Here is a 6500-nt window from a genome sequence, read left to right on the forward strand (position 1 = left end):
GCCACGTTCTGGCGGGCGATCCCGCCGGTCGCCGCCGAGCTGCACGCCGCGCCCGGCCTGCTCGCCCGGTTCGGCGTCGGCGAGGCGCCGCTGGGCTGGCAGGGCACGGTGAGCGTGTGGCGCGATCCGGCGGACCTGGTCGCGTTCGCGTACCGTTCCCCGGAGCACCGCGCCGCGATCACCCGTACCCCCACCGAGGGCTGGTACGCGGAGGAACTGTTCGCGCGGTTCGCGGTGGGCGACGTGGTCGGCGACCGTACGGTGCTGGGCTGGGCCGCCGCCGAAGGCGACCCGGAAACATCGAGAGGGTACGCATGAGGCTGGTGCGGTGGACACCGGACGACCTGGTCCGGCGGCTGGACGACGTGGTGGCCGTCTACGGCGAGGCGATGGGCTACCGGCCCGACCTGCTGGAGGCCCGCCGCGGCTACATCGCCACCCACGTGCGACGGCCCGGCTTCCGCGCCGTCGCCAGCCTGACCAGCGAGGGACACCTGGCCGGTTTCGGGTACGGCTACCGGGGCGCCACCGGGCAGTGGTGGCACGACCAGGTGCACCGGGCGCTGAACGCGCAGGACCGGCAACGCTGGCTGGCCCACCCGTTCGAGGTGGTGGAGCTGCACGTCCGGCCGCCCGCGCAGGGGCACGGCCTGGGCGCCCGCCAGTTGCGCGCACTGCTCGCCGTGGCCGAGGGCGACACCACGCTGCTGTCCACGCCGGAGGCCGACGAGGAGAAGTCCCGGGCCTGGCGGCTGTACCGCCGGTTCGGCTTCGTCGACGTCCTGCGGCACTTCCACTTCCCCGGTGACGAGCGGCCGTTCGGCGTGCTCGGCCGGGACCTGCCGCTGCCCCCGCCGGACGCTTCATGAGGGGGCGGCTGCCCTGGGCGCTGCTGGCCGTGCTGGTGCTCGCCCAGATCTGCTACCCGCTCACCGGCGGCGCGACCCGGGCCGGGCTCACGGTGGCCACAGTGGTGCTCGGCTGGCTGCTCTCGGTCGGCCACGCGCTGCTCACCCGGGGCGTCCGTACCGCCGTCGCGCTGGTCGCTGTCGTCACCGGCGGCGGGTTCGCGGTGGAGGCGATCGGTGTGGCCACCGGGTTCCCGTTCGGCAGCTACGACTACTCCGGCGAGCTGGGCCCGAAGCTGGCCGGGGTGCCGCTGATCATCCCGCTCGCCTGGACCTGGATGGCCTGGCCGGCGTGGCTCACCGCGGTCCGGCTGGTCCGCTCCCGGGTCGCCCGGATCGCGCTCTCGGCGGTCGGGCTGGCCGCCTGGGACCTGTTCCTCGACCCGCAGATGGTGGCCGAGGGCTACTGGACCTGGCTCGACGCCACCCCGGCGCTGCCCGGGCTGCCCGGCATCCCGGTCAGCAACTACCTGGGCTGGCTGGGCTTCGCGGTACTGCTCGCCGTCGCGCTGCGCCCGCTCGCCGGCCCGTCGGTGGACCGGGTCGACGGCCGGGACGCCCCGATGTTCGCGCTCTACCTCTGGACGTACGCCTCCAGCGTGCTGGCGCACGCGGTGTTCCTGCGGCTGCCGGCGTCGGCGCTGTGGGGTGCGGCCGGGATGGCGGTGGCGGCGGTGCCGCTGGCGGTGACGCTGTGGCGGGCCCGCCGGCGGGACCGGGCCGGCACGCCGGAGCCGGCGCCGCGCGTCGACGCCCCGGCATGATCGCCGTCCTCGCGCTGACCGTGGCGGTCGCCGCGCTGACCGGGCACACGCTGGTCAACGCGTACGCCTGGCTGCGCCGCCCCGGCGCCGGCCCGGCCGAGGTGACCGAGCCGGTGGCGGTGCTGCTGCCGCTGCGCGACGAGGCCGAGCGGGTCACCCCGTGCCTGCGCGCGCTGCTGGCCCAGCGCGGCGTACCGGACCTGCGGATCGTGGTGCTCGACGACGGCTCGACCGACGGCACCGCCGACGTGGTCCGCGCGGTGGCAGGCGACGATCCCCGCCTCACGCTGCTCACCGGCGTCGCCCCGCCGCCGGGCTGGCTGGGCAAGCCGCACGCCTGCTGGCAGCTCGCCACCCGTACCGCCCCGGAACCGGCGGTGCTGGCCTTCGTAGACGCGGACGTGGTGCTCACCCCGTACGCGGTGGCGGCGGCGGTGACCGAGTTGCGCGCGGCCGGCGCGGCGCTGCTGTCGCCGTACCCCCGGATCGTGGTGCGGACTGCGGCCGACCGGCTGGTGCAGCCGTTGCTGCAGTGGTTGTGGCTGACGTTCCTGCCGCTGCGCGCGATGGAACGCTCACGACGGCCGTCGCTGGCCGCGGCGGGCGGGCAGTTCCTGCTCGTGGACCGGGCCGGCTACCTGCGGGCCGGCGGGCACGCGGCGGTGGCCGACAAGGTGCTGGAGGACATCGAGCTGGCCCGGGCGGTGAAGCGGGCCGGCGGGCGGATCGCGCTGGCCGACGGGTCCCGGCTGGCGTCCTGCCGGATGTACGACACCTGGCCGCAGCTGCGCGACGGCTACACGAAGTCGCTGTGGGCGACGTTCGGGCACCCCGCCGCCGCGGCGGCCGTGCTGGCGCTGCTGGTCGCGCTCTACGTCGCGCCGCCGCTGCTGGCTCTCGGGGCGCTGCTCGCCGGCGCGCCGGCGGTGGCCGCGGTGGCGTTCCTGGCCTACCTGGCCGGCGTCGCCGGGCGGGTGGTCAGCGCCCGCGCGACCGGCGGACGGGCGTGGCCCGACGCGCTGGGCCACCCCGTGTCGGTCGTGGTCCTCGGTTGGCTGACCGTCCGGTCGTACCATCTGCGGAAGCGACACCGGCTCACCTGGCGGGGTCGCCCGGTCACCTAGGAGGGGCACGCCATGGCGCGCATCGTGGTCATCGGCGCCGGGGTGGGCGGGCTAGCCACCGCCGCCCGGCTCGCGGTCACCGGGCACGAGGTCACCGTCCTCGAACGGGCCGGCACGGTCGGGGGGAAGCTCGGCCGGTACGCCCACCACACCCCGGAGGGGGTGTGGCACTTCGACACCGGGCCGAGCCTGTTCACCCTGCCGCAGGTCTTCCACGACCTGTTCGAGGCGACCGGGGCGAAGCTCGACGAATACCTCGACCTGGTCCCGCTGGACCCGATCGTGCGGCACGTCTTCCCCGGGGGCGGGCCCACGCTCGACTCCTGCGCCGACCCGGACGAGTTCGCCGCCCGGATCGGCGCCGCGTTCGGGGACCGGTCCGCCGCCGACTGGCGCGGGCTGTGGCGGCGCGCGGACCGGGTGTGGGCGGCCTCGCACCGGGACATCCTGCGCCGTACCGTCGACTCGCCCCGTGACCTGGCGGCGCTGGCCTGGCGGCTGGGCGACCTGGCCGCCATCGGCCCCGGCCGCAGTCTGCGCGGGCTGGGCCGCCGCCACCTGTCCGACCCGCGGATGCGGATGCTGCTGGACCGGTACGCCACGTACACCGGCGCCGACCCGCGCCGCGCCCCGGCCGCGCTCGTCGCCGTCCCCTACGCCGAGCTGGCGTACGGCGGCTGGTACCTGCGCGGCGGACTGGGCACGCTCGCCGACGCGCTGCTGTCGCGCTGCCTGGACCTGGGTGTGGTGGTACGCACCGACGCAGCGGTCACCCGGATCGACGCCGCGGGCGGGCGGGTGCACGGGGTACGCGTGGCCGGGTCCGCCGCGCCGGTGCCCGCCGACGTGGTGGTGGCGAACGTGGACGCGCTCACCCTCTACCGGGACCTGCTGCCCGACCCGCGCCGGCTGGCCGCGCTCACCGACCGCAGCCTGGCCGGGTTCGTGCTGCTGCTGGGCGTACGCGGCGACTCCGGGCTGGCCCACCACACCGTCTTCTTCCCCCGCGACTACGACGCCGAGTTCGACGCCGTGTTCGGCGACCCGGGTCGCGGGGTACGGGCCCGCCCGGCGCCCGACCCGACCGTGTTCGTCACCGCCGCCGACGACCCGGCGGTCCGCCCGGACGGCCACGAGGCGTGGTTCGTGCTCGTCAACGCGCCCCGCCACGGGACCGCCGCGAGCGCTGTGGACTGGCGGCGGCCCGGCCTGGCCGAGGCGTACGCGGACCGGATCCTCGACGTGCTGGCCGAGCGCGGTGCCGACGTGCGGGACCGGCTGGTGTTCCGGGAGATCCGCACCCCGGCCGACCTGGACGCGGCCACCGGCGCGCCGGGCGGGGCGATCTACGGCACCGCGGGCGGGCTGCTGCGCCCGGCCAACCGGGGGCCGGTGGCCGGGCTCTGGCTGGTCGGCGGCTCCAGTCACCCGGGCGGCGGGCTGCCCATGGTGACGTTGTCCGCGGAGATCGTCGCCGAGGCGGTCGGCCCGGCCTGGTGAGGTGTCGCCGACCGCCGCACGGGCGCGCGGCGGTCAGCCGGCGTCGACCAGGGCGCGGCGGACGGCGGAGAGCAACTGACCGAGGCCGAACCCGGCGAGCAGCACCCAGACCGTGGTGGCCATGGTGATCGTGCCGGCGGTCAGGTCGGCGTCGATCAGCCCGGTGAGCCCGGCGACCAGCAGCCCGACCAGCGCCACGCAGACCCGGGTGGGTCGCTCCCCCACCGTCACCGCGCCGATCTCCCGCATCCCCGCCGAGACCGCGCGCGCCCGCACGTACTCGTGCAGCCAGGACAGCCCACCGGCCGCCGCGACCAGCGCGCCCGGCGCGCCGAGCAGCCAGAACGCGACCAGCCAGGCCACCTCGCCGAGCCGGTCGGCGACCGAGTCGTACACGTAGCCCAGCCGGGTGGTGCGGCCGGTCGCGACCGCCACCGCGCCGTCCACGCTGTCGGCCACGGCCGCCAGCAGCACGAACAACGCGCCCAGGAACGGCCCGTTGCCGGGCCGCTCCACGAACAGGGGTACGCAGAAGCAGAGCAGCACCCCGAACACGGTCACCGGGGTGGGGCCGACGCGCAGCCGGCCCAGCACGTAGCCCACGTGGTAGGCGAAGCGCAGCCAGGCGCGCACCACCGGCGCGGCGGTACGCGGATCGAAGCCGCCGTGCAGCCGCGCCCACGCGGTCGCGTACTGGTCCCAGTTCAGCTGTGTGCCCACCACGGGTCAACCGTAGAAGCACGGCGCGGGTGTCGTGTGGCGGGTGGTCACACCCGCGCGGCGGCGCGCAGCCGCTGCCACACCTCCCGGGTCGCGGTGGACCGGTTGAGGGTGATGAAGTGGATCCCCGGCACACCCTCGTCGAGCAGCTTCTCGCACATCTCGCCCGCCTGTTCGACGCCGAGTCGGCGGACCGCCTCCGGGTCGTCGGCCACCCGCTCGAACCGCTGCGCCAGGGCGGGCGGGAACGGCGCGCCGGACAGCTGCACCGAGCGTTCGATGGTGCCGATCTGGGTCACCGGCATCACCCCGGCCAGGATCGGGGTGTCGCAGCCGGCGGCGGCGACCCGGTCGCGCAGGCGCAGGTACTCGTCGGCGTCGAAGAACATCTGGGTGATCGCGAACTCCGCGCCGGCCCGGCACTTGCGGACGAAGTGCGCGGTGTCGCTGTCCACGTCCGGCGAGCGCGGGTGCTTGTACGGGAACGCGGCCACGCCGACGCTGAAGTCGCCGCTGTCGCGGACCAGCCGGACCAGGTCCTCGGCGTACCGGACGCCCTCGGGGTGGGCGATCCACTCGCCGCCCGGGTCGCCCGGCGGGTCGCCCCGCACGGCCAGCACGTTGCGGACCCCGACCGAGGCCAGCCGGCCGATCACGTGCCGCAGCTCGGCGACCGAGTGGTTCACCGCGGTCAGGTGCGCCATCGGCAGCAGCGTCGTCTCGGTGGCGATGCGTTCGGTCACCGCCACCGTGGTGTCGCGGGTCGAGCCGCCCGCGCCGTAGGTGATCGACACGAACGAGGGCCGCAGCGACTCCAGCTCGCGGATGGCCTGCCAGAGCAGCTTCTCCCCGGCCGGGGTCTTCGGCGGGAAGAACTCGAAGGAGAACGTGGGGCGGCCGTCACGGATCAGCTCCCCGATGGCCGGCTGGGGATTGGGAAGGACCGAGGGAAGACCGAGCGCCACGGACCGACTGTAACCGGGACGGCACGCCGCACCGGGAATCTTCCCAGCCCGCGAACACCTGTCCCGGCGCGACGTCGTACCCCGGGGGTAGAAATGCGGCAGCGCGGTGGGGCGGCCGACGGCCGTTCCGGGGGCCCGCGCGGGGGTCGCCACGACGGCGACGCACCGGCGCCACCACCTGGCCGGGCGTCCGCGTCGCCATCCGCGCCGTCGCCCCGGAGGTTCCGATGATCCCGTCCCCGCCGCCGGCCACGCGCCTGCTCGGGCCGCTGCTGGCCGAGTTGCGGGCCGCCCGTGGCTGGAGCCAGCAGCGGCTGGCCGACGAGCTCTGCGCCGCCTCCGGCGTGCCCACGCTGACCCGCAACGAGGTGTCCCGCTGGGAGCGCCAGCTGCGGCTTCCCGGCGACTTCTGGTCCGCCTGGCTGGCGACTGTCCTGCGGGTGCCGGGCGAGGTGCTGGCCGGGGCCGCCGCCCGCAGCCGCCGGCTGGGCGTGGCGCCCGCGGTGGTCGACCCGGCCC

At 76.1% G+C, this 6500-nt stretch carries 7 protein-coding genes and 1 pseudogene; 6 read left to right on the plus strand and 2 right to left on the minus strand.

Annotated elements, in window-relative coordinates; translation table 11 throughout:
* The 5 genes and pseudogenes from AC2CHG_RS28965 to AC2CHG_RS28985 form a co-directional block, all read left to right on the plus strand.
* Positions 1-318: pseudogene (locus tag AC2CHG_RS28965) on the plus strand (monooxygenase); the annotation flags it as partial.
* On the plus strand, positions 315-869 hold the full coding sequence (locus AC2CHG_RS28970) for a GNAT family N-acetyltransferase (RefSeq protein ID WP_262014574.1): 555 nt from the start codon (positions 315-317) through the stop codon (positions 867-869). The pseudogene AC2CHG_RS28965 and the gene AC2CHG_RS28970, both read left to right, overlap by 4 nt.
* Complete coding sequence (locus AC2CHG_RS28975) at positions 866-1672, plus strand: carotenoid biosynthesis protein (protein WP_262014573.1); 807 nt, start codon at positions 866-868, stop codon at positions 1670-1672. The genes AC2CHG_RS28970 and AC2CHG_RS28975 overlap by 4 nt, the downstream gene beginning before the upstream one ends.
* Entirely contained in the window at positions 1669-2796 is a 1128-nt protein-coding gene (locus AC2CHG_RS28980) for a glycosyltransferase family 2 protein (protein ID WP_484525990.1), read from the plus strand. Before AC2CHG_RS28975 ends, AC2CHG_RS28980 begins: the two co-directional genes overlap by 4 nt.
* 12 nt (positions 2797-2808) lie before the next feature.
* Complete coding sequence (locus tag AC2CHG_RS28985) at positions 2809-4296, plus strand: phytoene desaturase family protein (RefSeq protein WP_355511646.1); 1488 nt, start codon at positions 2809-2811, stop codon at positions 4294-4296.
* A gap of 33 nt (positions 4297-4329) precedes the next feature.
* Here AC2CHG_RS28985 and AC2CHG_RS28990 read toward each other — a convergent pair whose 3' ends face one another.
* Together AC2CHG_RS28990 and metF are read right to left on the minus strand one after the other, a co-directional pair.
* Complete coding sequence (locus tag AC2CHG_RS28990; protein WP_013287633.1) at positions 4330-5019, minus strand: CDP-alcohol phosphatidyltransferase family protein; 690 nt, start codon at positions 5017-5019, stop codon at positions 4330-4332.
* Between the two features lie 44 nt (positions 5020-5063).
* Complete coding sequence (metF, locus tag AC2CHG_RS28995) at positions 5064-5981, minus strand: methylenetetrahydrofolate reductase [NAD(P)H] (protein WP_355511644.1); 918 nt, start codon at positions 5979-5981, stop codon at positions 5064-5066.
* Positions 5982-6208: 227 nt separating this feature from the next.
* Between metF and AC2CHG_RS29000 the strand changes: the two genes are divergently transcribed.
* Positions 6209-6500, plus strand: a 292-nt coding sequence (locus tag AC2CHG_RS29000; RefSeq protein ID WP_484525991.1) for a helix-turn-helix domain-containing protein, incomplete at its 3' end; no start/stop codon positions are given.

Source organism: Micromonospora sp. ATLC20 (assembly GCF_057196585.1).

Coding starts and splice junctions, on each gene's coding strand:
- AC2CHG_RS28985 (WP_355511646.1), top strand. CDS start 2,809: ATGGCGCGCATCGTGGTCATCGGCGCCGGGGTGGGCGGGCTAGCCACC.
- AC2CHG_RS28970 (WP_262014574.1), top strand. CDS start 315: ATGAGGCTGGTGCGGTGGACACCGGACGACCTGGTCCGGCGGCTGGAC.
- AC2CHG_RS28980 (WP_484525990.1), top strand. CDS start 1,669: ATGATCGCCGTCCTCGCGCTGACCGTGGCGGTCGCCGCGCTGACCGGG.
- AC2CHG_RS28975 (WP_262014573.1), top strand. CDS start 866: ATGAGGGGGCGGCTGCCCTGGGCGCTGCTGGCCGTGCTGGTGCTCGCC.